At 60.9% G+C, this 24640-nt stretch carries 27 protein-coding genes; 23 read left to right on the top strand and 4 right to left on the bottom strand.

Annotation, left to right across the window (positions count from 1 at the left end; translation table 11 throughout):
* The 5 genes from GNZ13_RS16025 to GNZ13_RS16045 all read left to right on the top strand — a co-directional run.
* Positions 1-491, top strand: a 491-nt coding sequence (locus tag GNZ13_RS16025) for an electron transfer flavoprotein subunit alpha/FixB family protein (RefSeq protein ID WP_216674868.1), incomplete at its 5' end; no start/stop codon positions are given.
* 397 nt (positions 492-888) lie between these two features.
* Positions 889-993, top strand: coding sequence for a hypothetical protein (locus GNZ13_RS54265; RefSeq protein ID WP_407945638.1), 105 nt, complete (start codon positions 889-891; stop codon positions 991-993).
* A 710-nt stretch (positions 994-1703) separates the two neighbouring features.
* The gene (gene groES, locus GNZ13_RS16035) at positions 1704-1994 is read left to right on the top strand and encodes a co-chaperone GroES (protein WP_007178996.1); all 291 of its coding nucleotides are present in this window, start codon (positions 1704-1706) and stop codon (positions 1992-1994) included.
* Between the two features lie 54 nt (positions 1995-2048).
* Positions 2049-3689, top strand: a complete 1641-nt coding sequence (gene groL, locus GNZ13_RS16040; RefSeq protein ID WP_172166055.1) for a chaperonin GroEL — start codon at positions 2049-2051, stop codon at positions 3687-3689.
* Between the two features lie 379 nt (positions 3690-4068).
* Positions 4069-4515, top strand: coding sequence for an RNA-guided endonuclease TnpB family protein (locus GNZ13_RS16045; protein ID WP_407945639.1), 447 nt, complete (start codon positions 4069-4071; stop codon positions 4513-4515).
* Between the two features lie 311 nt (positions 4516-4826).
* Here GNZ13_RS16045 and GNZ13_RS16050 read toward each other — a convergent pair whose 3' ends face one another.
* Both GNZ13_RS16050 and GNZ13_RS16055 read right to left on the bottom strand, forming a co-directional pair.
* Entirely contained in the window at positions 4827-5198 is a 372-nt protein-coding gene (locus GNZ13_RS16050) for a hypothetical protein (protein ID WP_236002018.1), read from the bottom strand.
* Positions 5198-5755: a nucleotidyltransferase domain-containing protein gene (locus GNZ13_RS16055; RefSeq protein ID WP_172166058.1), complete on the bottom strand. Its 558-nt coding sequence runs from the start codon at positions 5753-5755 to the stop codon at positions 5198-5200. Before GNZ13_RS16055 ends, GNZ13_RS16050 begins: the two co-directional genes overlap by 1 nt.
* A 413-nt stretch (positions 5756-6168) precedes the next feature.
* Here GNZ13_RS16055 and GNZ13_RS16060 point away from each other — a divergent pair, with 413 nt between their 5' ends.
* On the top strand, positions 6169-6492 hold the full coding sequence (locus GNZ13_RS16060; RefSeq protein WP_172166060.1) for a hypothetical protein: 324 nt from the start codon (positions 6169-6171) through the stop codon (positions 6490-6492).
* On the opposite strand, the gene GNZ13_RS16065 is transcribed toward GNZ13_RS16060, so the two are convergent.
* The gene (locus tag GNZ13_RS16065; protein ID WP_172166062.1) at positions 6489-7349 is read right to left on the bottom strand and encodes a hydroxymethylpyrimidine/phosphomethylpyrimidine kinase; all 861 of its coding nucleotides are present in this window, start codon (positions 7347-7349) and stop codon (positions 6489-6491) included. The genes GNZ13_RS16060 and GNZ13_RS16065 overlap by 4 nt on opposite strands.
* A gap of 235 nt (positions 7350-7584) precedes the next feature.
* On the opposite strand from GNZ13_RS16065, the gene GNZ13_RS16070 reads away from it, so the two are divergent.
* From GNZ13_RS16070 to GNZ13_RS16110, 9 genes are all read left to right on the top strand, one after another.
* Positions 7585-7755, top strand: a complete 171-nt coding sequence (locus GNZ13_RS16070) for a rubredoxin (RefSeq protein ID WP_006047743.1) — start codon at positions 7585-7587, stop codon at positions 7753-7755.
* 258 nt (positions 7756-8013) lie between these two features.
* On the top strand, positions 8014-9426 hold the full coding sequence (locus GNZ13_RS16075; protein WP_172166064.1) for a hypothetical protein: 1413 nt from the start codon (positions 8014-8016) through the stop codon (positions 9424-9426).
* Positions 9427-9684: 258 nt separating this feature from the next.
* Positions 9685-10263, top strand: a complete 579-nt coding sequence (locus GNZ13_RS16080; protein ID WP_172166066.1) for a YqgE/AlgH family protein — start codon at positions 9685-9687, stop codon at positions 10261-10263.
* Positions 10260-10745: a Holliday junction resolvase RuvX gene (gene ruvX, locus GNZ13_RS16085; protein WP_172166068.1), complete on the top strand. Its 486-nt coding sequence runs from the start codon at positions 10260-10262 to the stop codon at positions 10743-10745. Before GNZ13_RS16080 ends, ruvX begins: the two co-directional genes overlap by 4 nt.
* Positions 10746-10969: 224 nt before the next feature.
* Positions 10970-12340: an RNA-guided endonuclease IscB gene (iscB, locus tag GNZ13_RS16090; protein ID WP_172166070.1), complete on the top strand. Its 1371-nt coding sequence runs from the start codon at positions 10970-10972 to the stop codon at positions 12338-12340.
* Positions 12341-12365: 25 nt separating this feature from the next.
* Positions 12366-12899 (top strand): bifunctional pyr operon transcriptional regulator/uracil phosphoribosyltransferase PyrR, encoded by a 534-nt coding sequence (gene pyrR, locus GNZ13_RS16095; RefSeq protein WP_172166072.1) that lies wholly within the window; start codon positions 12366-12368, stop codon positions 12897-12899.
* A 37-nt stretch (positions 12900-12936) separates the two neighbouring features.
* Complete coding sequence (locus GNZ13_RS16100; protein WP_172166074.1) at positions 12937-13962, top strand: aspartate carbamoyltransferase catalytic subunit; 1026 nt, start codon at positions 12937-12939, stop codon at positions 13960-13962.
* A gap of 36 nt (positions 13963-13998) precedes the next feature.
* Complete coding sequence (locus GNZ13_RS16105; RefSeq protein ID WP_172166076.1) at positions 13999-15279, top strand: dihydroorotase; 1281 nt, start codon at positions 13999-14001, stop codon at positions 15277-15279.
* Positions 15280-15316: 37 nt separating this feature from the next.
* Positions 15317-16168, top strand: a complete 852-nt coding sequence (locus GNZ13_RS16110) for a lysophospholipid acyltransferase family protein (RefSeq protein WP_172166077.1) — start codon at positions 15317-15319, stop codon at positions 16166-16168.
* A 9-nt stretch (positions 16169-16177) separates the two neighbouring features.
* Here GNZ13_RS16110 and GNZ13_RS16115 read toward each other — a convergent pair whose 3' ends face one another.
* Positions 16178-17068 (bottom strand): symmetrical bis(5'-nucleosyl)-tetraphosphatase, encoded by an 891-nt coding sequence (locus GNZ13_RS16115; protein WP_172166078.1) that lies wholly within the window; start codon positions 17066-17068, stop codon positions 16178-16180.
* A gap of 203 nt (positions 17069-17271) precedes the next feature.
* Here GNZ13_RS16115 and GNZ13_RS16120 point away from each other — a divergent pair, with 203 nt between their 5' ends.
* The 8 genes from GNZ13_RS16120 to GNZ13_RS16155 all read left to right on the top strand — a co-directional run bounded on the left by GNZ13_RS16120 (position 17272) and on the right by GNZ13_RS16155 (position 24386).
* Complete coding sequence (locus GNZ13_RS16120; RefSeq protein WP_172166079.1) at positions 17272-18183, top strand: GDP-mannose 4,6-dehydratase; 912 nt, start codon at positions 17272-17274, stop codon at positions 18181-18183.
* 262 nt (positions 18184-18445) lie between these two features.
* Positions 18446-19507 (top strand): dTDP-glucose 4,6-dehydratase, encoded by a 1062-nt coding sequence (rfbB, locus tag GNZ13_RS16125; RefSeq protein WP_172166080.1) that lies wholly within the window; start codon positions 18446-18448, stop codon positions 19505-19507.
* A gap of 10 nt (positions 19508-19517) precedes the next feature.
* On the top strand, positions 19518-20399 hold the full coding sequence (gene rfbA, locus GNZ13_RS16130) for a glucose-1-phosphate thymidylyltransferase RfbA (protein ID WP_172166081.1): 882 nt from the start codon (positions 19518-19520) through the stop codon (positions 20397-20399).
* Positions 20396-20947: a dTDP-4-dehydrorhamnose 3,5-epimerase gene (gene rfbC / locus GNZ13_RS16135; RefSeq protein ID WP_172166082.1), complete on the top strand. Its 552-nt coding sequence runs from the start codon at positions 20396-20398 to the stop codon at positions 20945-20947. Before rfbA ends, rfbC begins: the two co-directional genes overlap by 4 nt.
* A gap of 11 nt (positions 20948-20958) precedes the next feature.
* Positions 20959-21855 (top strand): dTDP-4-dehydrorhamnose reductase, encoded by an 897-nt coding sequence (gene rfbD, locus GNZ13_RS16140; RefSeq protein WP_172166083.1) that lies wholly within the window; start codon positions 20959-20961, stop codon positions 21853-21855.
* Between the two features lie 59 nt (positions 21856-21914).
* Entirely contained in the window at positions 21915-22502 is a 588-nt protein-coding gene (locus GNZ13_RS16145) for an NUDIX hydrolase (protein WP_172166084.1), read from the top strand.
* Positions 22503-22882: 380 nt separating this feature from the next.
* Positions 22883-23671, top strand: coding sequence for an ABC transporter permease (locus GNZ13_RS16150; protein ID WP_328807234.1), 789 nt, complete (start codon positions 22883-22885; stop codon positions 23669-23671).
* A 13-nt stretch (positions 23672-23684) separates the two neighbouring features.
* Positions 23685-24386 (top strand): ABC transporter ATP-binding protein, encoded by a 702-nt coding sequence (locus GNZ13_RS16155; RefSeq protein ID WP_172166085.1) that lies wholly within the window; start codon positions 23685-23687, stop codon positions 24384-24386.
* The last annotated feature ends 254 nt before the right edge of the window (positions 24387-24640 follow it).

Below are 24640 nucleotides of genomic sequence, written 5' to 3' on the forward strand. Positions count from 1 at the left end.
CGACCGGTTTCGACGCAGTCGCGGCCGAAGGTGGCAGTGCAACGGTCGAGAAGATCGAAGCCGCAGCCGACAGCGGCCTGTCGCAATTCGTGAGCCGCGAAGTGACGAAGCTGGACCGTCCGGAACTGACCTCGGCGAAGATCATCGTTTCCGGTGGCCGGGGTCTCGGCAACGGCGAGAACTACACCAAGATTCTGGAACCGCTGGCTGACAAGCTGAACGCAGCGCTGGGCGCATCGCGCGCCGCGGTCGATGCAGGCTTCGTGCCGAACGACTATCAGGTCGGCCAGACCGGCAAGATCGTCGCGCCGCAACTGTATGTGGCAGTCGGCATCTCGGGTGCAATCCAGCATCTGGCCGGTATGAAGGACTCGAAGGTGATCGTCGCCATCAACAAGGACCCGGAAGCGCCGATTTTCAGCGTCGCCGATTACGGTCTGGTGGGCGATCTGTTCACGGTCGTACCCGACTTCGAGGGCATGCTGTCTTGAGCGTACTGCGAGGAACGGTCAAGGTTCGATGAGGTTACAGGTGAGCAATCTAAATTATATGGGGCACGCCAGAGCGGCGGCGGCCTTGGCCGCCAACGCCGAGGATGCCTCCATTTGGCGGTGGTTCGCGCTACTCCTCGAAGAGCGAAGGATTCGCTGGTGCTGCAGCGGTGACCGTTGGCTCGTCAGTGTTGACAACAGGCATGCGGCCACGGATAGCAGCTTCGACAAAGCCATCCGGACTGCGCGGGAGAACTTAGAGGGGACCACACCGAAGGTGTCGCATCGGGCAGTGCGCAGCAGACGGGCGGCATGATCCAATGGACCGCTGAACTATGGGCAGGAAGAGGCGGAGGCATGCATTGAAGTTCATCAAGCATCCACTCACGTGAGCGAAATGGGAGAGGGCCACAAAACGACGCTCGATGATCTGCAGTGCCTCTGCGCCAATTGCCACCGGATAGTTCACAAGGTGCTGCGCAAGCAAAGCCGGACGGCCTGAGATCGCGGGTATGTTGCTCAGCTATGGCCGACCCGAGGCTTGTTCTCGCGCACGGCGGTCCTGAAGGCCTTGGCGCTCATCCGATTTGACCCGCCTGCCGCTCAGCAAACTGACCCACTGAATTAGCCGGCGGCCGCTGCTGCAAGAGGCAGAAGCGGCCCGCCGCGCGTTTGTCGCCTGGCTACCTTTACGCTGTTGTTATCGCATTGCTCGGTGACGAATTGATTGAGCAACTGGACCCGGAGCCGCTACACGAGGAGGTAGGTAGGGCGGTGGCTGGGGGCCGCATCATGTTTTTTGATTTGCCCGAACGTGACTGACGATTGCGAGCGGGGTGGGGTTTTCCCCTGGATTTCGCGTGAGTCGCCGGGACTCGCGAACAAATGTCGTCGGAAAGGGCCACGCAGTTGCACTGCGTCCGCGACACTGTTGAGCAGCTGACGCTTAATCTAAGTCATTGTTTATTAATACTATTTAATGGTGTGAGGGCAGCCGGGCGCAGCTCGAGAGTTCAAACTTAAGTGAACAAAGTTCAAAGTTAAGTGAATCTCGACATCGACAACCGACCCGCGCGCATCTCTCCTTGAATTTGTCACCACCCGTCCATATAATTAGCACTCGCTGCACGAGAGTGCTAACAACATCGCCGGTTGGCTTTGCCAGCTGGGTTTTCTCAGCGTTCTTCAGTCTCAATCAAGAGAGGAGTATGTATGAACCTTCGTCCTTTGCATGATCGCGTGATCGTCAAACGTCTGGATCAAGAAACCAAGACTGCGTCGGGCATCGTGATCCCCGAAGCCGCAGCGGAAAAGCCGGATCAAGGCGAAATCCTGGCAGTCGGCCCGGGCAAGCGTGACGACAAGGGTGCACAAATCGCACTCGACGTGAAGGTTGGTGACCGCGTCCTGTTCGGCAAGTACGCAGGCCAGACCGTCAAGGTCGACGGCAACGAACTGCTCGTGATGCGCGAAGAAGACATCATGGCCGTGGTGCAGAAGTAAGCGCTGGTCGCTACTTTTTTCGGTCATATCCCAAAGAATTCAAGGAGTTAGAAGATGGCAGCTAAAGACGTCGTATTCGGTGATTCCGCCCGTGCCAAGATGGTTGAAGGCGTGAACATCCTCGCGAACGCTGTGAAGGTCACGCTGGGCCCGAAGGGTCGCAACGTTGTCCTGGAACGCAGCTTCGGCGGCCCGACGGTCACCAAGGATGGTGTTTCGGTCGCGAAAGAGATCGAACTGAAAGACAAGCTTCAGAACATGGGCGCGCAAATGGTCAAGGAAGTGGCTTCCAAGACCAGCGACAACGCAGGTGACGGCACCACGACCGCAACGGTTCTGGCTCAGTCGATCGTCCGCGAAGGCATGAAGTACGTTGCATCGGGCATGAACCCGATGGACCTGAAGCGCGGTATCGACAAGGCTGTGACGGCCGCGATCGAAGAACTGCGCAAGATCAGCAAGCCGTGCACGACCAACAAGGAAATCGCTCAAGTCGGCGCGATCTCGGCGAACAGCGATTCGTCGATCGGCGACCGTATCGCTGAAGCGATGGACAAGGTTGGCAAGGAAGGCGTCATCACCGTTGAAGACGGCAAGTCGCTGCAAGACGAGCTGGACGTGGTCGAAGGTATGCAGTTCGACCGCGGCTACCTGTCGCCGTACTTCATCAACAACCCGGACAAGCAAGTTGCTGTGCTCGAAAACCCGTTCGTGCTGCTGCACGACAAGAAGGTTTCGAACATCCGCGATCTGCTGCCGGTACTGGAACAAGTCGCTAAGGCTGGCCGTCCGCTGCTGATCATCGCAGAAGACGTCGAAGGCGAAGCGCTGGCTACGCTGGTTGTGAACAACATCCGCGGCATCCTGAAGACTGTTGCTGTCAAGGCTCCGGGCTTCGGCGATCGTCGTAAGGCCATGCTGGAAGACATCGCGATCCTGACCGGCGGTCAAGTCATCGCTGAAGAAACCGGCCTGACGCTCGAAAAGGCATCGCTGGCTGAACTGGGTCAAGCGAAGCGTATCGAAGTGGGCAAGGAAAACACGACGATCATCGACGGCGCTGGCGAAGCTGCAACCATCGAAGCACGTGTGAAGCAAGTTCGCACGCAAATCGAAGAAGCTACGTCGGACTACGACCGTGAAAAGCTGCAGGAACGCGTCGCCAAGCTGGCTGGCGGTGTTGCAGTGATCAAGGTTGGCGCTGCGACCGAAGTCGAAATGAAGGAAAAGAAGGCACGTGTCGAAGACGCACTGCACGCAACGCGCGCAGCTGTGGAAGAAGGCATCGTGGCTGGCGGCGGCGTCGCACTGATCCGTGCACGTACGGCAATCGCTGGTCTGAAGGGCGCTAACGCCGATCAGGACGCAGGTATCAAGATCGTGCTGCGCGCGATGGAAGAGCCGCTGCGCCAGATCGTCACGAACGGTGGCGAAGAAGCCAGCGTCGTGGTGGCAGCTGTTGCTGCTGGCCAAGGTAACTTCGGCTACAACGCAGCAACCGGCGAGTACGTCGACCTGGTTGACGCAGGTGTCGTGGACCCGACGAAGGTGACGCGCACGGCGCTGCAAAACGCAGCTTCGGTCGCCGGCCTGCTGTTGACCACCGACGCAGCTGTTTGCGAACTGCCGAAGGAAGACGCTGCGATGGGCGGCGGTATGCCCGGCGGCATGGGCGGCATGGGCATGGACATGTAATTTCGGTTGGGCCTCTCTCGTTAGAGGCTCAATTCGAAACACATGGGGAAGTGCGCCGCGAGGCGCGCTTTCCAAAAGAAAAACCCCGCTGAAATGCCAGCCCTTCACTTCGTGTGTTGATGGACTTCTAGGCGGGACAAGGTTGATTGAAGGGTGGGGACCAAGATTCCGGTTCTACCCGACGCCCGAGCAGGAAGCGATTCTTGCCAGGATTGCTTCTTCGCTAGTCGCCGTTGCAGCTTGGCCTCGTTCTTTCGGAACGTGTTAGGGGCCGCGATCTTCTCGCCGGTAGAAAGGATGGCGAAGTGCGTCAGACCTAAGTCGATGCCAACTTTGCCGGATACCTCTGGCTTCGCGTCACAGCATCGAGACATGGTATCTGCCGGATGCGTCTTTCGAAGTTGCACGAATGCATGCCAGGACGGCAGATTCCCGAAGGGACTTCCTGCACAAACTTTCGAGCCGGCTGATAAACGAAAACCAAGTGATCGCCATTGAAAGCCTTGCCGTCAGCAACATGCAGAAGAACCGTTGCCTTGCAAAGTCGATCAGCGATGCAAGCTGGTCCGAGTTCACCCGGCAACTAGAGTACAAAGCGCAGTGGTACGGACGCACGTTGGTCGGCATCGACAAGTGGTACCCGTCAAGCAAACGATGCTGCGATTGCGGACATACAGTGGTCAAGATGCCGCTGAATATCCGCGCATGGACCTGCCCGGAATGCGGCAGCATCCATGATCGCGACATCAACGCTGCGCGCAATGTTCTGGCCGCCGGACTGGCGGCGTCAGCCCATGGAGACAGCGTAAGTCCCATGTCTCTTTGAGATGAAGTTGGGTTGCCGTCTGTGAAGTGGGAATCCCCTTCCTTAGGGAGGGGAGCAGTCAAACGTTTCTGTCGAAAAATCTAAGCAAAGTACAAGATTTCATGAGGGTCGATGGCCGCGTGGGCCAAACCGAGCCGCATCGCCGGGGTCTTTTTGTCCTTCGTGCTGGTGAGGCAAAAGTTGAAGTACACCCGATAGATGTCCAGCCCTCAGCGAAAAACTGTTCTGCAAAAATAGGGGCTCACGGCGTACTGGTCAGCATATGCGCAACGGGTAGGTACTTAGCCAAGATGCCCAGCATGGTGGCGGCCTCAGTCAGCCTTCGACACCGGGGGGAACGGTGAAACGTAAGAGGTACCATTGCGACGCTCGTGGGCCTTCGTGATGAAGGCAAATTCTTGGGAGTCCACGCCCAGCGAGGTGGACACACGCTGGATGGCTAGGTTACGGCCGCCATATTTGGTGCGTACCTCGTAGAACTCCAGGACGGCCTGGACCACCTGGAAATAGCCTTCGTAGGCCAAGGTAAAGACCTGCAGATGTCGGCTGGGGTCTAGCCCATCGGCAGTGGCCTTATAGTCCGCTGCATTACGCAGGAAGCCCGCGATAGCCCCGGGCGTTGGGGCGACCGCCTCAAAGGCTTTGGTCTTGATGAGGTTTTCGTATTCAGCTGGGCGCGGCATCACAGTATCCTCAGGGCGGGGCCTTGGGCAATCTGGGCCATAATAGGGTCTGATTCTATCAGAGCTACCCATTCAGCAGGCTCGTACAAAGAGAAGTTAACGGGGCGCAGCAGACCTTGCTCGGCCATGTGCAGGGCCCCAGATAGCTCGAGGAGGGGGGCACTCCCGACGACAATCAGGTCGATGTCGCTTCGGCCACTGTCGGTGCCCTTGGCCACGGAGCCAAACACGAACGCTGAGGCGATGTGTTCGGCAAAGGGCGCGAGGGCTTCTCTCAGCGGCTCCACAACGGCAAATGACTTGCGCGCGATACTAACCAATTCTGGATAGAGGACGAATTCGGTATTCGCTCGGATGCTCCGTTGTCGGCCTCGTCGGGCGTCTTCCTGAAGTACGCCGACCTCAACCAGTCGGTCTACCTGCTTTTGAGCGCTTCCGCGCCCACTATCTGCCAGACGCAGCAGTTCCTGTAGCGTGAAACTGCGGTCAGGCTGCAGCAGCGTGGCACCAAGCACTCGTTGCAAGCCGGGTGTGAAGAGAAAGTCGGCAACACTCATGGCGAATCCTTGATATAGGGATGATTGTCCTCATTATAGGGATTACCTGATAAATCCTCAATAGAGGGATATTTATCCCTGTTTTAAGGATTATGCAAGACAGTCACCGGGCAGGGTGCCTGCGGCGGTCTGTCCGTAACTGACGTCGTGCGCCAGTGACATGGGCACGCCAAACAACTTGCACTGGGAATTGGGGCAGGACACCTCTCCAGCCTCGAGCGGCCTAAGGTAGCCCGCAATACGCCGCATCTCCTCAGCAATGGCGAGGTTGCTGCGCATCGGTGCCGCCTTCCCACAGAACTCGCACCGTAGCGCCCGTTTATCCTTCCCGGTCGCGGCGACCATGTCGCCGCCGGTAGCTGTCGGTGTGTCCTTGCGCCGATACGGACGGGTGGCTGGGTGGCTGAGGCCGGATGGCCGAAGTTCTCGCGTCGTGGCGATTTATAGAAGTTCACCTGGATACCGTCCACGGCGGGTGGTATACGCGGTGCCTTGGGCGGCGGGGCGGGAGGTTCTGGCGCAACGCCACCAGAAAAATCTTCGGACAAGACTATGCCCTGGAAGTCTATGACTCACGGGGCATCTTGGAGAATTACAGCACCGCCATCAACACGCCAAGTGAAGGGCTGGCGCTGAAATGCGGTTTTTTTTATCGGCGCTGTTTGGCCAAAGTCAAAGCGGAAACGCTTGCGGCGCGCCCGCCGCTCATGCAGCAAACGCTTCGCTTCGAATCTTAATGCCGTGCCTCGCCCGGCGCCGCGTCCTTGCCGGCCGCGGGCGGCGTGTCGTCATCGCTGCTGCGGGCCCAGAAGAAGCGGTCCGGCATATACACGCCCATTCCCGGCCGGAATGCGTTGCGCACCGCCTGATACAGATATTCCTGCGCCTCGCGCACGGCCTCCGCGGGTTCCTGGCCATTGGCCAGCAAGGCGGCAATCGCGGAACCGAGCGTATCCGTGATACCCATGATCCGATGGCTGCCGCGGTCCCACATATCCTGGCGCAACTGGCCGTCTTCGCTGAACAGCGTATTGACGAGCCGGTGCGTGCCGGTTTCCGTCGACAGAATGTATTCACAACCTTGCGACAGCAGATGCGAGATCGCCGCGTCGAGGCTTGGCGATTCGGCGTCGCCGTCCGGCTGGGCGAGGGCGAGCAGCGTGGCCGAATCGGCGACCAGCAAGGTGGTTTGCGGCGCCAGCAGGTCGGCGATCGCTTCGCGTAGTTCGTCGGCGGCGAGCACGTGTTCGTCGTCGAGCGTGAAGTCGGGGGCGAGGATCAGCGGGATGTCGTCGTAATCGGCGACCACCTCCGCAATCGCGCTCACCACTTCCGCGCGCGTGCATGCGCCGACCTTGAACGCGGCGATCGGCATGTCTTCGAGCAGCATCCGAGCCTGGGTCGCGACCACTTCAGGGTCGAGCCCGGTGACTTCGTCGCAGCTTGCCGAGTCGCGCACGGTATAACCCGTGAGCACGGAGACGCCATGGCAGCCCATGCTGGCAAGGGTCATCAGATCGGCTTGCAGGCCGGAGCCGCCGGTGGGATCGGAAAGGCCGAAGGTGAGGACGATCGGGGGCGTATCGCTGGGCATGAAAATTTGCAAAAAGGGGCTGTATTTAGGCGCAGAGAGTGCGCAATCGGCTCAATTATGCGGCCTAAACCGTTGTGAAGGCGGTTTTTCGCAAGCGCGAAGCAAACCGACGCAACCTGCATAGCCAAAGGCTGCCGCACGCTACGATTGCGCGTTCCTGATCGCTAGGCATTGGGGCGGCAACACGGTACCATCATGGCTCCCGTTTCCACGGACTCTACGACGCGACACAAGAATGGAATATCAAAGCTGGATGTGCCTGATTTGCGGCTGGATTTACGACGAAGAAGCCGGTTTGCCGGACGAAGGCATTGCGCCGGGCACCCGCTGGGAGGACGTTCCCATTAACTGGACCTGCCCGGAATGCGGAGCGCGCAAGGAAGACTTCGAGATGGTTCAGATCTGAGGTTCAAGGGGCAAACGGCGGCTTCCGGCTAAGTGCCATGCCGTATGCCCGCGGCGCGGCGTTTTGCAGACGGCGCCGGCCGGATTGAACGCGGTTCATGCGTTCGGAACACAGCCCTGCCGCATCGACGCGGAACGTCCCCGGTTGCACCGTGTCGCAGCGGTAGTCTGTCATAGTCCTGTCGCCAGTTCGCGCGTTAGCCGATCAGTCTTTCGTGCGGCGCAAAGCGGCGGCCCGTCAGCTTCCTGTCGCCTGCCCATGACTCTTCGATCCGCTGCACCTGATTCCTTCGATGCTTTGCCGAATCCGCGCGGCGGCGCTGTCCGTCCCGCGGAGCTGGCGCTGGCCGAGGCGCTGCTAGCGTTCGAACACCACAGCGAGAGCACTTCGGCGCTGCTGCGTGCGTCGCACGCATTGCGCGAGGCCGGCTGGCTGAGCGCGCAGCGCTTCGCGGACGCGCTGGTGCGGCTTTCGCCTTTGGCCGCCGAGGGTGATCCGGCTGACGCGGACAGCGCGCGGCCCGTGTTCGGCGCGGCATTGCGCGATTTCCGCGCGGCGCTCGAGCGCCACAATCTGCACGAGCTGTCCTGCTCGCCCACCCTGTTCAACCACTATCGTGCGCTCTGTACCCATTTGTCGGAGCACACGCCCGGTTCGACCGTCGCTTTCGAAGACCTCGCGCTGAGCGCGCGCCCGGTGCCGCCGGTGTCGCTGCATGCCCAGTCCGCGGATCAACTGGCCCATTTGCGGGCACGCTATGAGCGCGCGCTGCTGCCGGTGTTGCGCTCGCAGCCCGATAACAGCGGTGCCGCGCTGGCGTTCACGAACGCGGCGCTCGACGAACTGGACGCCGTCCTGACCGAACTCACCGGCCCGGACCCCTACGATTTCTGGCGCCTCGCCAAAGCCTGCGCCAAGGCGCTGCGTATCAGCGGCCGCGCCACCGGAGAAGCCGACGCGCGGCGTTTCTATGCGCGCTGCAACCTCACGCTGGCCGATCACGCGCGCGGCATCGAGCGCGCGCCGCGTTCGCTGGTGCGCGCGACGCTGGCGCTGCTGTGGCGCGACTACGCGTTGTTCGGCGCCGCGGCGGAAGACTCCGATCAGGTCGAAGTGCTGCACGACTATGGCTTAACGGTCGATTGGCACGTCGCGGGCACCCAGGCATCCGAAATGCTTTGGGAAGCCGGCGCGGTGCAGGCACAGGCGATCAGCGCGACCCGCAGCACGCTGACGCGTGAGCTGGGCGTGTTGACCGTCAACGCGCATGCGTATGAAGATTTCCTGCAGACGGCGGATGCCTCGATTTCGGCGCTGACCGAGCACGCCCGTGCGGCCGATCAGCCTGAGAAAGCCGATCCGAGCGAAGCGTTGCAGGCGGGCGACGCCGCCTACCGGCTCGGCGCCGCCGCGTGCGCGCTGGGCCTTGGCCACGTGGCGCTAGTTGCCGACGCGCTCGGGCTCGCGTGGCGGCGCCGCGCGCATGCCGGCGTATCGACGCCGGCGGTGCGCTCCCACGTCATCGTCGGTGCGCCGGCGGCGCGCACGCTCGAGCAGGCTGCCGAGGCGTTGCGCGCGATGTTGCACAAAGTCGCTGCGGGCGTTGCGCCGACGGGCAGCAGCGCCGCGCTGGCCGCATTGACGCGCGCGATCGAGCAGGGCGGCGCCTGAACTGCTGCGCAATCAGCAGCCTGTCCTGCGCGCCGGTGAGCATCCACAGCCGGCCGCAGCGAGGAGCAAGCTTCGAACCCGGAGGCACGCGATATGCGTGTCGTAAAACACCGCTAACCGCACCGTGGACAAGGCCTGCGTGCGTGATAGAGTGCAACTTGATTCGCCGTCGATGGCTCGCGGCGCACTTCATCACGCACATCGCGGTTTCGCGCTCAAAGCCCGCCATCCTGCACCGTCTTTGCTAAAATCCGAACTATGTCCAAGAGTACCGATCGCATCAATCTGACCAACCAGTTCCTGATCGCCATGCCGAACATGGCGGATCCCACGTTTTCAGGAACGGTGGTCTACCTTTGCGATCACAGTGAGCGCGGTGCGCTCGGCCTCGTGATCAACCGGCCGACCGATATCGATCTGGAAGCGCTCTTCAGTCGCATCGATCTCAAGCTCGAGATCGAACCCCTTCTCCATGTGCCCGTGTATTTCGGCGGCCCGGTGCAAACCGAGCGCGGCTTCGTGCTGCACGATCCGAAAAGTGGCAATGCCTATACGTCGTCAATGTCAGTGCCGGGCGGCCTTGAGATGACCACTTCGAAAGACGTGCTCGAAGCCGTTGCGAGCGGCAATGGTCCGGAGCGCTTTCTGCTCACGCTCGGCCATGCCGGCTGGGGCGCGGGTCAGCTCGAAGAAGAAATTTCGAAGAACGGCTGGCTCACCGTAGAAGCCGACCCGAAAATCGTTTTCGACGTACCCGCCGAAGAGCGCCTGGAAGCCGCGCTCGCACTGCTCGGTATTTCGCTGTCGATGCTATCGGGCGAAGCAGGTCACGCATGAGCCTGTCTGCCGGACGTGAGGCGACGCTGCTTGCGTTCGACTATGGTGAAAAGCGGATCGGCGTGGCGGTGGGCAACTCGCTCACCCGCAGCGCACGCGCGCTTGTAATCGTGCAGAACCGCAGCCGCGAATATCGTTTCGAGGCCATCGGCAAGCTGATCGCCGAGTGGAAGCCGGACGCGCTGGTAGTCGGTTTGCCGATGCACCCTGACGGCACGCCGCATGAAATGACCCAACTCTCGAAGCGCTTCGGTAATCAGCTGAACGGCCGCTTCAATCTACCGGTGACGTGGGTCGACGAGCGCTATTCGTCGGTCGAGGCAAAGGCGGGAATCCGCGCCGGCAACGGCCGTGCCGACATGCTCGACGCCGAAGCCGCCAGCATCATTCTCCAGCAATATCTAGACGGACTTTCCGACGATCGTCAATCGCCCCACCATAACGGTGGAACTTGTGGAGGCAAAGACACGAGTTCGGGTTGACCAGGCAAAGCGGTAACCAGCCCGCTACGTTGCGCATAGGTTAAAGACCGACGTTGGGATGCTTCCTCAGTCCCAACCTCTCGAAGCCACGGTTGCAGACACGCGACAGGGTAAGCACGAAACGGATCGGGGCAGATAGCCGGTGCGCAACATTGCCGAGGGGAGACATCCAGCGATGGATGCGTTACTAGGCCCGTAAGGGCGATGTTTATGGGATTCATACGTTGGCTGCCTTTGTATTGGACCGAAACGGCAAACCACTGATGCCGTGTACAGAAAAGCGCGCTCGCTTATTGCTCGTGCGCCGTCGCGCGCGCGTGCATCGGGTCGTACCGTTTACGATTCGGATAATCGATCGCGACATTCGTACGAGCGATGTGCAGCCGCTACGCATAAAGCTCGACCCGGGTAGCAGGGTGACCGGCATCGCGCTGGTGCGTGACTTCACTTTTTCCGACGGTCTGCGCGGTGCGGCCGTACTGAATCTTTTTGATCTGATTCATCGGGGCGCGCAGATATCAAAAATGCTCACTGTGCGGCGGGCGATGCGTCGCGCACGCAGATATAGAAAGACACGCTACCGCGCCGCGCGTCTCAACAACCGCCGTCGCTCGGCAGGATGGCTGGCGCCCAGTCTACGTCACCGTCTCGAGACTACGATAGCGTGGGTCCACCGCCTACGGAGGTTCGCGCCCGTCGTCGCGATCAGCACTGAACTCGTCCGCTTTGACATGCAGGCGATGGAGAACCCCGATATCCGAGGTGTTGAGTATCAACAAGGCACTTTGGCGGGCTACGAACTGCGTGAATATCTGCTTGAGAAATGGGGACGTCAGTGCGCTTACTGCGACGCGACGGGCCGGCCGCTGCAGATTGATCACATCAAGGCACGCGCATTGGGTGGCTCGAACCGAGTTTCCAATCTCACTCTCGCCTGCAAAAGCTGCAACCAGGAGAAGGACAGTGTGCCATTAACGACGTTCCTACGCTACGACTCGAGGCGCGCGGCGCGAATTCTTGCGCATGCGCGTGCACCACTACGCGACGCGGCGGCCGTCAACATGACACGTTGGGCGTTGTTTGGCGCGCTCAAAGCTACAGGGCTGCAGGTCGAGCCGTCCACGGGCGGTCGTACAAAGTTTAATCGCGCTCATCTCTCTGTACCGAAGACGCATGCGCTAGATGCAGCGTGTGTAGGCGAAGTTGACATGCTACGGGATTGGCGACGTCCAACGTTGGCGATTCGATGCACGGGAAGAGGCGCGTATCGGCGCACGCGGCTTACTGCATCTGGTTTCCCTCGCGGCTACCTGATGCGCCAAAAACGTGCATGCGGGTTTCAGACCGGTGACCTTGTGCGCGCCAAGGTGCCGCGCGGCAAAAAGACCGGCACATATGTCGGCCGCGTTGCGATTCGCGCGAGTGGATCGTTTAATATCCAATGCGCCGCGCAAGTAATTCAAGGAATCTCACATCGATACTGCACAGTGATGCAGCGCGGTGACGGGTATGGATATTCGTTCGTAGCGCAATTTCCAAAGGAGAGCGAGAACTGGGGCGACGCAACGCGTCGTGCGCTATCCCTCCCAGCCTGAAGGCTGATTTTTCTCGCAGCAATTGATGGGTTCCATTGACGCCGAGGCGCTGTATCGCGCCGTCCTCGATCAGATTCGCGCGACTTATGGCTCTGAACTGGCCAGCCCGGACGGCGCCGTCGTGCTGGCCGGCATCTACAGCGGCGGCGCGTGGCTTGCCGAGCGTCTCGCGCGCGACCTGAGCGTGCCGAGCTTCGGCGTGGTGAATGTCGCGCTGCATCGCGACGACTATGCGAAAAAAGGCCTGCACTCGCAGGCAAGCCCGACCTCGCTGCCGTTTTCCGTGGACAAGCGCCACATCGTGCTCGTGGACGACGTGCTGTACACCGGCCGCACGGTTCGCGCGGCGTTAAACGAGCTGTACGACTACGGCCGGCCGGCGTCGGTCGAACTGGCGGTGCTGGCCGATCGCGGTGGACGCGAGCTGCCGGTGGCGGCGCGGTTCGTCGGCGGCGTGGTGCAGGTGCCCGCCGAGGCGACGCTTGTGCTGACCCGCGAAGCGGGCGGTGCCGATGGCAATCAGCGTTTCACCTTTCACACCGAACCCCGCGTCGATTGAACGCGGCTTCGCGCATTGAGCAAGAATTACGTACATCATGAACACTGCCACCCAGGCCTCCCAGAATTCAGCCGACAGCGCCACCGAGCGCTTCCGTTATGGCTTCCTGAAGGGCAATCCGCAGCTCACGAAAAACGGCGAGCTCAAACATCTGTTGTCGATCGAGGGCTTGCCGAAGGCGATCGTCAATCACATTCTCGATACCGCCGACCAGTTCGTCAGCGTGACGGATCGCGAAGTGAAGAAGGTGCCGCTGTTGCGCGGCAAGTCGGTGTTCAACCTGTTCTTCGAAAACTCGACGCGCACGCGCACGACCTTCGAGATCGCCGCGACGCGTTTGTCGGCGGACGTGCTGAATCTGAATATCAATGCTTCGTCGACAAGCAAGGGTGAGTCGCTGCTCGACACGATCAACAACCTCTCGGCGATGCATGCCGACATGTTTGTCGTGCGTCATGCATCGAGCGGCGCGCCGTACCTGATCGCCCAGCACTGCGCGCCGCACGTGCATGTGATCAATGCCGGTGACGGCCGTCACGCACACCCGACCCAGGGTCTGCTCGACATGTACACGATCCGCCACTACAAGAAGGACTTCACGAATCTGCGCGTGGCGATCGTCGGCGACATTCTGCATTCGCGGGTCGCGCGCTCGGACATTCATGCGCTGACCACGCTCGGCGTGCCGGAAGTGCGCGCAATCGGTCCGCGCACGCTGTTGCCGGGTGGTCTGGAACAGATGGGCGTACGCGTATTCCACAACCTCGACGAAGGCCTGAAAGACGTCGACGTGATCATCATGCTGCGTCTGCAAAACGAGCGGATGAGCGGCGCGCTGCTGCCGTCGGCGCAGGAGTACTTCAAGAGCTGGGGCTTGACGCCGGAGCGCCTCGCGCTTGCCAAGCCCGATGCGATCGTGATGCACCCTGGTCCGATGAACCGCGGCGTTGAAATCGATTCGCAGGTGGCCGACGGTCCGCAATCGGTGATTCTGAACCAGGTGACGTTCGGTATCGCGGTGCGTATGGCGGTGATGGGGATTGTCGCGGGCAATAACGGCTAAACCGCATGGCTACACAGGTACACAATAAGGCAGCGCATGAAAATTCATATTCAAGGTGGCACGCTGATCGATCCGGCAGCGGGCACCGAACAGCAGCAGGACATTTTTATCGCAGCGGGCAAGATCGTCGCCATCGGCAACGCGCCCGCTGATTTTCACGCAGAGAATACGATCGACGCCAAAGGGTTGTCGATCGCGCCGGGCCTCGTCGACCTGTCCGCGCGCTTGCGCGAACCGGGCTACGAACACAAGGCGACGCTCGAATCCGAAATGGCCGCGGCGCTCGCGGGCGGCGTGACGAGTCTCGTGTGTCCGCCGGACACCGATCCGACGCTCGATGAACCGGGCCTCGTCGAGATGCTCAAGTTCCGCGCGCGCAATCTGGACCAGGCGCATGTGTATCCGCTCGGCGCGTTGACCGTCGGCCTGAAAGGCCAGGTCATCACCGAGATGGTCGAGCTAACCGAAGCGGGTTGTATCGGCTTTTCGCAGGCCGACGTGCCGGTGGTCGACACGCAGGTATTGATGCGCGCGTTGCAGTACGCGAAGACCTACGACTACACCGTGTGGCTGCGTCCAGTCGATGCGTATCTCGGCCGTGGCGGCGTGGCCGCGAGCGGCGCGCTGGCGTCGCGGCTTGGGCTGTCGGGCGTGCCGGTGTCGGCTGAGACGATCGCGCTGCACACGATCTTCGAGCTGGTCCGCGTGACGGGGGCGCGGGTGCATCTGTCGCATGTGTCGTCGGCGGCGGGCATTGAGTTGATGCGCGCGGCCAAGGCCGAGGGCTTGCCGGTGTCGTGCGACGTCACCGTGAACCATGTACATCTGATCGACGTCGACATCGGCTACTTCGACGCGCAATTCCGGTTCGATCCGCCGCTGCGCCAGCAGCGCGATCGCGAAGCGATCCGCGCGGGTCTCGTCGACGGCACGATCGACGCGATCTGCTCAGACCACACGCCGGTCGACGACGACGAAAAGCTCCTGCCGTTCGACGAAGCCACTCCGGGCGCGACGGGGCTCGAGCTGTTGCTCTCGCTGACGGTCAAATGGGCCGACGAAGCGGGCGTGCCGTTGGCAAAGGCGCTGAACCGCATCACCACGGCGCCGGCCGACGTGCTGAAGCTGGACGCGGCGGGCCGCATCGCCGTGGGCGCCGTCGCCGATCTCTGCGTGTTCGACCGCAATGCGTATTGGCGCGTCGAGCCGCGTGCACTGAAGAGCCAGGGACACAATACGCCGTTCCTCGGCTACGAACTGCCGGCGCGCGTACGGGCGACCATCGTGTCCGGTCACGTGGCGTTCGAACAGCGCTAATATTCGCGGCATTGCCCAGTTACGGAAAGCTCTGACAATGAAGCTCGCGTTACGCAAGGCCCGTCTCATCGCGCATCTGCTGCACGGCATGTGGATCGTCGCGACGCGCTTTCCCAAGGCTAGCGCCGAAGTGCGTCACACGCTGAACCGCGAATGGTCGCTGAAAATGCTGCGTCTTTGCGGCATGCAGCTCGTCGTACATAACGACAGCGCGCGGCTCGACCGCGGCGCGCTGGTGGTCGCCAATCACATCTCGTGGATCGACATCTACGTGATCAACGCGTGGCGGCCCACGCCGTTCGTCTCGAAGGCCGAGATCCGCAACTGGCCGGTGGTCGGCTGGCTGGCGCAGCAACTGGATACCGTGTTCATCCAGCGCGAGAAGCGCAGCGACGCGAAGCGGATCATGCACGAACTGTCCGACCGCCTGGGCGCAGGTGAACTGATGTGCGTGTTTCCTGAGGGGACGACGTCAAACGGTCTGACGCTGCTGCCGTTTCACGCGAATATGTTCCAGGCCGCCGTGTCGGCCTCGGCGCCGGTGCAGCCGCTGTGCATCATGTATGAAGATTCGCAGGGCCGGCAATCCACCGCGCCTGCGTATATCGACGATTTGACACTGGCTGAATCGCTGAATATGCTGCTGCGCGGCGGGCCGTTGACCGCGCACGTGTATGTCGGCGCGCCGCTTGCGCCGGGTGCGGATAGGCGCACGCTGGCGGCGGAGGCGGAAGGGGTGATCGGGATGGCGTTGCGGGAGATGCAGGGCGGCATGACGAGGTCCGGCGCTGCGATCGCGGCGTCAATTTTATCGCCCAGTGTCTCTGACGCCTCCAACACCTCGCCGGCGCTGATCGAGCCGGTCGATCAATCCGGCCGGTCGGCTTAGCGGCGCAGCTTAGTTACCGCTGCTTGGCACGCGGCAAGTCTCGCAGTCGACCTGGGTCAGCGTGCGCTCCGCCGGATTTTGCGCAAGGCGCACCGCGGAGAGTTTCTCACCCCATACGCAGCCGGAATCCAGACCGATCAGGTTGTCGCGCAAAGTCAAACCGAGCGCGGCCCAATGGCCGAACACCACCGTGACGTCCGCGGTCTCGCGCGACGGCACATCAAACCACGGCATGCTGCCCGGCGGCGCGGAATTCAGGCCACCGCTGCTGCTGAAATCCATCGCGCCTTCGGCATTGCAGAAGCGGATGCGCGTCAACGCGCTGCACGTCAGGCGCAGCCGCTCGATGCCCTTGATGCCGGGCGTCCAGCGATTCGGTTCGTTGCCGTAGAGTCCCGCGAGCGTTTCCTGCCAGTTCGGCGCGCGCAGCGCCCGCTGCAATTCGTCGGCGAGTTCCATTGTCAGGGCGGCGTCCCATTGGGGCAGAACGCCCGCATGCACCATCAGCATGCCGTTGTTGAAATGCGCGAGCGGACGGTGGCGAACCCATTCGAGCAGGTCGGCGGCATCCGGCGCGGCGAGAATGTCGTCGATCGTGTCGCCTTTCTTCGATTTGCGAATTCCCGCCGACACCGACAGCAGATGCAGGTCGTGGTTGCCCAGCACCGGCACCGCGCGGTCTCCCAGCGCAATGATGTCGCGCAGCGTGGCGAGCGATTCGGACCCGCGGTTGATCAGGTCGCCCGCGAACCACAGTGGCGTACCGGCAGTCGGCGCGGCTTTGGCCAACAGTTGCTGGAACGGCGTGCGGCAGCCTTGCAGGTCGCCGAAGGCAAGCGGTAGCGGATGTCGCTGCGTGAGGGCAGTAGAAGTGGGGACGGAAGCGGTGGAGGATGTCATTGAGGGAGTCGGTGCAGGTCGATACACGCGGTTACGAACTAGGCGTGCCGCGTTGGGCGGGGCAACAAGTTAGCGTGACATAATAGCCCGTTTGATGCGTAGATATCGTGGCATGCGCCGTCAGAAGCCGTTGGTAACCGATACGGCAGGCGGCACACGCGATATTGCAACACAACAGGATGACCCTCGTGAACGGAGAAAGCATGTCGTCTTTTCATGCGAAGCAACCTATCCGCACGCTCGTCACTGGGGCGAGTGGCTTCACTGGCCGCTATCTGGTCGACAATCTGCTCGGCCGCGGCCATACCGTGATCGAAACGGTGGCCGGGCGCGACGAGCCTGAAACGCCCACGCGGCTGCGGCTCGACATTACGTCGCCCGACGCGTGCCGGCGCGTGATCGAAACCGCGCGGCCCGACTACATCGTGCATCTGGCGGCGATCAGCTTCGTGGGTCATAACGATCCGCTCGACTTTTACCGCGTCAACGTGATCGGCACGCTGAATCTGCTGGAGGCCTGTGCGGCCGTCGGCCATACGCCCCGCAAGCTGTTGATTGCGAGCAGCGCGAATGTTTACGGCAATGTCACCAGCGATGCCATCGACGAAACCTTCCCGGTCACGCCGGTGAACCACTATGCCGCCAGCAAGGCGGCGATGGAAACGATGGTGCGGACCTGGTTCGACCGGCTGCCGATTCTGATCGTACGGCCGTTTAATTACACCGGCCGCGGGCAGACGCCGAACTTTCTCGTGCCGAAGATCGTTGGGCATTTCGCGCGGCGTGAACCGGCTATCGAGCTGGGGAATATTGATGTCGCGCGCGATTTTTCGGATGTGCGCTATGTGGCGAGCGCTTATGAGGCTTTGCTCGAATCGGAGGCCGCTGCTGAAACGGTTAATGTCTGCACCGGCACGCCTTATACGCTGCGGGAGATTCTGTCGGCAGCGAGCGAGTTGACCGGGCATGAGCTCGAGATTCAGATCAATCCCGCATTTGTGCGGCAAACCGACGTGAAGATGCTGGCTGGGTCGCCGGCCAAGTTGCGCTCGCTGGTGCCGAAAGTTGAGGCGATTCCGTTTATGGATACGTTGCGGTGGATGTTGGCGGCGTAGGGAAAATTTGTGGCCCTTTATGGCCAATTGTCCTGCTGCCACCTCACAGGAAACAGGTTTTATCAAACTGTTTCAAGTTGTTAGGGTTCGGGTTTTGACCGGTGCGGCTTTATAATCGCGGCTTAATAAGATCGGCGTTTCAGCGTCTGTCCGCGAGGGGCAGGGGTTGCCGCGGGCGTCGACACATAGTGAACACCACAACGCGAGGTGAGCGGATCAACAGGCCGAGTCGATCCGCCACTACCATCTAGAAGGAAATTTCATGATCCTGGTAACGGGCGGCGCGGGATTTATCGGCGCCAATTTCGTGCTCGACTGGCTCGGTACGTCGGACGAAGCGGTACTGAATGTAGACAAGCTGACCTACGCCGGCAATCTGGGTACGCTCAAGTCGCAACAGGGCAATCCTCGCCATGTCTTCGTCCGCGCCGATATCTGCGATGGCGCCGCGCTCGATGCGCTCTTCGCCGAGCACAAGCCGCGTGCCGTGCTGCATTTTGCTGCTGAAAGCCATGTGGATCGTTCGATCCACGGCCCGGCTGATTTTGTGCAAACCAACGTAGTCGGCACCTTCACGTTGCTGGAAGCAACTCGTAACTACTGGAATACGCTCGGCGAGGCCGACAAGGCCGCGTTCCGTTTCTTGCACGTCTCGACAGACGAAGTGTTCGGCTCGCTGTCCGCTACCGATCCGCAATTCTCCGAAACCACGCCGTACGCGCCGAATAGCCCCTATTCGGCCACCAAGGCGGGCTCCGACCATCTGGTGCGCGCCTACCATCACACGTATGGCCTGCCGGTGCTCACCACGAACTGCTCGAACAACTACGGCCCGTACCAGTTCCCCGAGAAGCTGATTCCGCTCATGATCGCCAACGCGCTCGGCGGCAAGGCGCTGCCGGTGTATGGCGACGGTCAGAATGTGCGCGACTGGCTGTATGTCGGCGACCATTGCAGTGCGATCCGCGAGGTGCTCGCGCGCGGCACGCCGGGCGAGACGTACAACATCGGTGGCTGGAACGAAAAGAAGAACCTTGACGTCGTGCACACGTTGTGCGACATGCTCGACCAATTGCGTCCGAAGGCGGGCACCTCGTACCGCGACCAGATCACCTACGTGACCGACCGTCCCGGCCACGACCGCCGCTACGCGATCAATGCGCGCAAGCTCGAACGCGAACTCGGCTGGAAGCCGGCGGAAACCTTCGAGACTGGACTCGCGAAAACGGTCCGTTGGTATCTCGACCATCAGATGTGGGTCGACGAAGTGGCTTCCGGCGAATACCGGAAGTGGGTCGAGACGAATTACTCACAACGGTCATAAGGGGTTCGAGATGGCGCGCAAGGGCATTATTCTCGCCGGCGGTTCCGGCACTCGCCTGTACCCGATCACGCAGGTCGTATCGAAGCAACTCCTGCCGGTGTACGACAAGCCGATGATTTATTATCCGCTGTCGACGCTGATGATCGCTGGCATCCGCGACGTGCTGGTTATCTCGACGCCCGAGGACACGCCGCGTTTCGCGGCGATGCTCGGCGACGGCAGCCAGTGGGGAATGAGCTTCCAGTACGCGGTGCAGCCGTCCCCGGACGGGCTCGCGCAGGCGTTCGTGATCGGTCGCGAGTTCGTCGGCAACGAGCCATCGGCGTTGATTCTCGGCGACAACATTTTCTACGGCCACGATCTCGCGAGCCAACTCACCCACGCGAACCAGCGCACCGACGGCGCGACCGTGTTCGCGTATCACGTGCAGGATCCCGAACGATACGGCGTGGTCGAGTTCGACAAGGATTTTCGCGCGCTGTCGATCGAAGAAAAACCACTCACGCCGCGCTCGAACTACGCCGTCACCGGTCTTTATTTCTACGATCGCGACGTCTGCGACATCGCCGCCGACATCAAACCATCCGCGCGCGGCGAGCTCGAAATCACCGACGTCAATTCGACGTACCTGAAGGCCGGCAAGCTGAGCGTCGAGCTGATGGGGCGCGGCTACGCATGGCTCGATACGGGCACGCACGATTCGCTGATCGACGCGGCGACTTTTATCGCGACTTTGCAGAAGCGCCAGGGCCTCGTGGTCGCGTGCCCTGAAGAAGTGGCGTTCCGTCAGCGCTGGATCGGCGCGGAACAGGTCGAACGGCTCGCCAGGCCTCTCGCGAAGAACGCCTACGGTAAATATTTGCTCAAGCTCGTTTTGGATCCTCTCGCATGAAGCTCAACGTTATTCCGACCTCGCTGCCGGAAGTGAAAATCATCGAACCCAAGGTGTTTGCGGATGCCCGCGGGTTTTTCTTCGAAAGTTTCAACGCGAAGGAATTCGCGGAAGCGCTCGGTGTCAAGGTCGAGTTCGTGCAGGACAACCACTCGTTGTCCGCGAAGAACGTCGTACGCGGTTTGCACTATCAGCTCGTGCGGCCGCAGGGCAAGCTCGTGCGCGTCGTGTCGGGCGAAGTGTTCGACGTCGCGGTCGATATCCGCAGGGGTTCGCCGACCTTCGGTCAATGGGCTGGCGAGCGGCTGAGCGCGGAGAACAAGCGGCAGATGTGGATTCCGGCCGGCTTCGCACACGGCTTCGCGGTGTTGTCGGAGCAGGCCGAGTTCCTGTACAAGACGACCGACTACTGGTTCGCCGAGCACGAGCGCTGCACGCTGTGGAACGATCCGCGGATCGGCATCGAATGGCCGCTCGACGGCGAACCACTGTTGGCCGCGAAAGACGCCGCCGCGCCGCGTCTGGCCGACGCCGAATTGCCGGATTGACGGGGCGAGCCATGAGCGAACAGCGCGTCGTGTTGCTGACCGGCACCAACGGTCAGGTCGGTTTCGAATTGCAACGCAGTTTGCAGGGGCTGGGCAAAATCGTCGCGCTCGATCGCAGCCGGCTGGATTTGCGCGACCCGCAGCAGATTCGGGAGGTTGTGCGCGCGACTAAACCGGCGTTGATCGTCAATCCGGCTGCGTACACCGCGGTCGATGCGGCGGAAACCGACGTCGCGGGCGCTACGCAGCTCAACGTCGACGCGCCGCGCGTCTTCGCCGAGGAAGCTAAGCGCGTGGGCGCCGCGCTCGTCCACTACTCCACCGATTACGTGTTCGACGGTACGAAGCAGGGTGCGTATGTCGAGAGCGATCCGACGGGTCCACAAAACGTGTACGGCCGAACCAAGCTCGCGGGCGAGGAGGCGATCGCCGACACCGGCTGCGATCATCTGATCCTGCGCACGAGCTGGGTGTATGGCATGCGCGGCAAGAACTTCCTGTTGACGATGTTGCGCCTCGGCGCCCAGCGCAGCGAGCTGAGCGTGGTGGCCGATCAGTATGGCGCCCCCACGTGGGCAAATACCATTGCTGCTCTGACTTCAAGCGTGCTTGCGCAGGCGGTAGGGACAAGGGCCGGCGATTTGGGCGACTGGTGGTCGTCACGTTCAGGCGTTTATCATTTGACCGCTTCGGGCGAGACGTCTTGGCATGGGTTCGCGCAGGCTATCTTCGAACTGTCCGAGCTGGCAGGGAAACCTCGGGTCACGCCGCTTCCCGCCGCTTCCTATCCCACTGCGGCCGTGAGACCGGCCAATTCCCGTCTTTCGAACGACAAGCTTGCGGACACATTCGGCGTTCGTGCGCCGGATTGGCGCGATGCGTTGCGTCTTTGCATGGCGGCGCGGTGAGCGCCGTACAGACAGGCGTCGGTGCGCCGCTTACTCAAAACCGATGCAGGAGCACGAAGATGTCAGACCGCGAGCGTATCCGTGTGACGGCCAGAGAAACGTTGTCGAATGAGCGGCGGCGGCTGGAGAAGCTGACCTACGAATATGACCGTAGTGACGGCAGCACGCAACTGCTCACCAACGAGATATACCGCGTGGACGACGGCGCCGCTGGGTTGCTCTATGACGTCGCACGCGGTACCGTTGTGCTGGTGCGGCAATTCCGTTTGCCTGCGTACCTGCAGGGTTCGAGCGGGTACACGCTCGAAGCGGCAGCTGGTTTTCTGGACGGCGCTTCGCCGGAAGATCGTGTGCGCCTGGAGATCATGGAGGAGGCCGGCTATCGTGTCTCTTCGGTAAAGAAAGTGTACGAGGCGCTGATGGTGCCGGGTTGCGTGACCCATACGGTGTATGGTTTCGTCGCGCCCTATACGCCAGAAGACAAGATCGCGCCCGGCGGCGGGCTGTTGGAAGAGGGCGAGGATATTTCGGTAATCGAACTATCGATAGATGACGCCTTGGCGATGATCGAGAGCGGCGAGATCGTGGATGCGAAGACAATCATGTTGCTGCAGTACGCGGCGCTGCGTCTTTTCCGGCCCTCTTGAATGGCTTGGATGATGTGAGCGGCACTTGCTCGATTGGAGCGGGCGGGTGTTAAGCTGAAAGGTCTGAAAGATCTGGGCGGTTACCGCCAGTCCCCACGCGTTGACAAGGTGGTGTATGTGCGGGATACTCCCCGGGCGATAATTTGGGGATAGCTAGTTTCAATGTATCCCCCGCTTCAAGCCTTCAGATTAGTTCGTCAAAGTGGTAAAGCTCGCTGCGCCCACAGCAACGAACGATGAGCGGAGGAGCGCAGTCGCCGTCTGCGGCAGGTTAGGGCAGGCGGCAGATTCAATGCATGGCAAATGACGCCATGCTCTGTTTGCTCCATTCACAGTTGAACAAATACAGCCTAGCAGGCTGATCTTTCGAGTTGTCGAGTGTGAAGTATTTGAACGCTGTAAATGACGTCCGGGACGGTTTCCGCAGTCGCGAACTGTGGCTCGCCCTCGGCATGCAGGATATTCGTCAACGCTATCGCCGCTCGATGCTCGGGCCGTTCTGGCTGACGATCAGTATGGGGGTGATGATTGGCGCCATGGGGCCGCTGTACGGGACCCTGTTTGGATACAACGCCGCGTCCTTCATACCTCACCTCGCGCTTGGATTGATCTTTTGGGGTTTTATTGCTGGTCAGATCAGCGACTTCGGAGAGGCATTTTCGAATTCGACGAACTACCTGCGGCAAATGAAACTGCCACTTTCGATGTTCGTGCTGCGGGTGATGTACCGGCACTCGATCATCCTCGCTCATAACATCCTCGTCTTTGTCGTCATCTGGGCGATTTTGCCGGTCCATTTGAACGCAAGCCTGTTAGTTTTGCCGTTTGCTGCAGTGCTTGTGCTGGCCAATCTGTTCTGGATGGGTTGCATCACCAGTATCTTTTGCACGCGGTATCGCGACATGCAGCCGGTGATCGGCAATCTGGTGCAAGTCATGTTCTTCGTGACGCCCATTATCTGGAAGGCTGAACAGCTATCGCCTGCGCGCCAGCATCTGATCCACCTCAATCCCTTCTTCTACCTTTTGGAACTCTTGCGTGAGCCATTGCTTGGCATGATGCCGGCACCGGCTATCTGGATTCGAGCCGCGGGGATGGCGGTGGTTGGAACTGTACTAGCGCTGTATATGCTCGGTAAGCTCCGGCATCGCGTCACATACTGGCTTTGACGGGAGCGTTCTAATGCATATCTCTCTCGAGAACGTGAGCGTACGCTTCCCCATTTACGATGCGAAGCAGCGGTCGTTCAAGCGTGCAGTGATGGCGGCCGCGACGGGTGGCCAATTTGTCGGCAAGGCTGGCCATACGGTGGTTGAGGCGTTGCACGAAATCAATCTGGAGATCGCCGAGGGCGATCGGGTAGCGCTGCTTGGCGGTAACGGCGCGGGCAAAACGACCTTGCTGCGTGTGCTTGCCGGGGTGTACCACCCCGAGGAAGGATCGGTTCGGGTAGAGGGGCGCGTCACCAGCTTGCTGGACTCCATGCTCGGCATGGATCTGGAGTCCACCGGTTACGAGAACATGTATCTGCGCGGGCTTTTTCTTGGCCTCAAGGCCAAGCAAATCGCAGCGTTATCGGAAGAGATTGCTGAGTTCAGCGAGCTTGGCGATTTCCTGAACGTGCCGGTGCGGACGTATTCGTCAGGGATGACGTTGCGTCTCGCCTTTTCGATTTCGACGATTATCAAGCCCGAAGTTTTGCTGATGGATGAGTGGATGAGTGTCGGCGACGAACACTTCAAACACAAGGCGGAGGAACGTCTTGAGCAGTTCGTCAACGACGCTGGCATTCTCGTGATTGCAACGCATGATCACGGTCTGGCAGACCGGCTTGCGAATCGCCACATCACGATGGAACACGGCAAGATCGTCACTGCGTCTTGATGCTGGCGACTGTGGGGCGGCGAGCGCGGGCACGCATCGCAGCGCGGGCCGAGCGGTACGCGCAAGTGCGATGTACCCGCAACCCAGTCTGTCCCAGCACCGGCGTTCTCGTGATGGCTTCCCTAGGCCTACGTTTGAACACCTGAAACACTGCTGAGCAAGAAGTGGCGCGCCTTTGCGCCATTTTTTGTGTCTTAAATGTTCCCATGTAAATGATGCATTTTCGACGAGATTTCATCTTGATTTACTGGGCG

Origin of the sequence: Paraburkholderia elongata, assembly GCF_013177735.1 — a bacterium.
GTDB lineage: Bacteria > Pseudomonadota > Gammaproteobacteria > Burkholderiales > Burkholderiaceae > Paraburkholderia > Paraburkholderia elongata.